2 protein-coding genes are annotated in these 1,737 nt (G+C 67.8%); both read right to left on the minus strand.

What is annotated here, in order from left to right; all coding sequences use genetic code 11:
• Positions 1-293: 293 nt before the first annotated feature.
• Positions 294-929: a transposase gene (locus OSB52_RS24570; RefSeq protein ID WP_266063955.1), complete on the minus strand. Its 636-nt coding sequence runs from the start codon at positions 927-929 to the stop codon at positions 294-296.
• On the minus strand, positions 817-1,644 hold the full coding sequence (locus tag OSB52_RS24575; RefSeq protein ID WP_266063956.1) for an IS110 family transposase: 828 nt from the start codon (positions 1,642-1,644) through the stop codon (positions 817-819). Before OSB52_RS24575 ends, OSB52_RS24570 begins: the two co-directional genes overlap by 113 nt.
• Positions 1,645-1,737 lie beyond the last annotated feature (93 nt).

Here is a 1,737-nt window from a genome sequence, read left to right on the forward strand (position 1 = left end):
TCCCTGAGCATCCTATGGGGTTGGGTGTCAAGAGGTTCCTGATGGTGGTGGCGGCGTGGGGTATGTGACCGCGGGCGTTGGTTTTTGTGCTCGCGGCTTTGGGGTGGCTTGGGGGTTGTGGGTTCCGGGCCGGGGTCTGCCCTGACGCGTGCTCTACCTAGCGTGCAAACGGGTTGGTGCCCAACATCCTTCATCCGAGCTTTGGTCGCGTGAGGGTGGGACTGCTCAGGCTCAGGGTCGGGTTTGGTGCCCGAGGAGGTTGCGAGCTTGTCCCGGTCGGAGGGGTTTTGGGGTCAGGCGGCGGTCCTTTCGGTGGTGCTCGGCGCGGGGCCGGCCAGTGCGGGGTTCCAGCCGGTGGTGGTGGTGATCATCGTGTGGAGCTGTCGCAGTAGGGCCGCGGCGATCGCGATACGGGCCTGGTTGTCGGTCAGTGGGTTGTCGGCGCGGGTGGTCAGGTGGCGGTAGCGGTGGGCGTAGACCTCGTTGTGTGCCAGTGCGCCGAATACCGCACGCCAGGCGGCCAGCCGCAGGCGAGGTCGGCCGCGGCCGCTGATGCGGGTGGTGCCGGTGTAGTTGCCCGAGGAGTTCTCCCGCGGGCACAGCCCGGCGTGTTTGACCACCGCGCGTGCGGAGGTGAAGCGGGTCGGGTCGCCGGTCTCGGCGAGGATCGCGGCCACCGATACTGCGGTGATGCCGGGGATGGAGTCGGCCAGCGTGGCCAGGTGCAGCTCGGTGAGAACCTCGAGCATCCGGGTGGCGACGTCGTCGCAGTCGGCGGCGGCGCGCTGGTAGTCGCCCAATGCGTAGCGGGCGCGTTCAAGGGTGCCGGGGCGGGCGTCGGCGGCGGCAGGTTCGGCGACCGCGGCGGCGATCAGCGCGGTCAGGATGGGGGTATGGATGCGTTGGCCACCCCCACTGGGGCAGTTCACGGCTGATCGCCGCGGTCAACGCGCGTCGACCGCGTGCGGTCGCGGCTTTGGCCGCCAGGACCGCGGGATCGCAGTCGATGACCGCCATCACCGCCAGCCACGTCATCGAGTCCAACGGTTTGCGCGCGCAGTCCAGGGCGGCCGGCCATGCTGCGTCAAGCAGGTCACGCACCTGCTGGCGGGCCGCGCCGCGGCGGGTCAGTTGTTGGGCGCGACGTACCCCCAGGTGACGCAGTCGCGCCCACGCCGGGTGCTGGCGTTCGGGCAGATAGACGTGCAATTGGGTGGTCAACCGGGCGATCAGCATGGCGTCTTTGTCGTCGGATTTGTCGCGGGTGAAGTCTTCGGCCTCGCGGGCGCGGGCCACCAGCATCGGCTGCACACACACCGCATCCACGCCGGACTCGGCCGCCACATCGCAGACGCTCTTCCATCGGTGACCGGTGGGTTCACATGCCACCACGATCCCGGTGAAGCCCGCTGCCAGCGCCTGCTCACGCGCCCAGTCCAGCACCGGCCCTAGCTTCGCCGGCGCGACCTGCACCGTTCGACGCGCCAGCACCCGCGAGTCATGATCGGTCACCGCCACCACCTGCTTGTGGCTGGCCAGATCGATAGCGACCACCGCATACTCGCGACGCACGATCTGACGTAACTGGCCCAACCGGTCATTACGGCGACTATCGCCACGACTCAATCGACTACCGTGAGACACGACATCCTCCTTGATGTGATTTGGGATACCAAGCCCCTCGACCACATCAGGAGGATGTCTCGGCTCTCACTCCTTTCAAGGAATTACTAGGAG

Source organism: Gordonia aquimaris (genome assembly GCF_026262595.1).
In the GTDB taxonomy this organism is placed as follows: domain Bacteria; phylum Actinomycetota; class Actinomycetes; order Mycobacteriales; family Mycobacteriaceae; genus Gordonia; species Gordonia tangerina.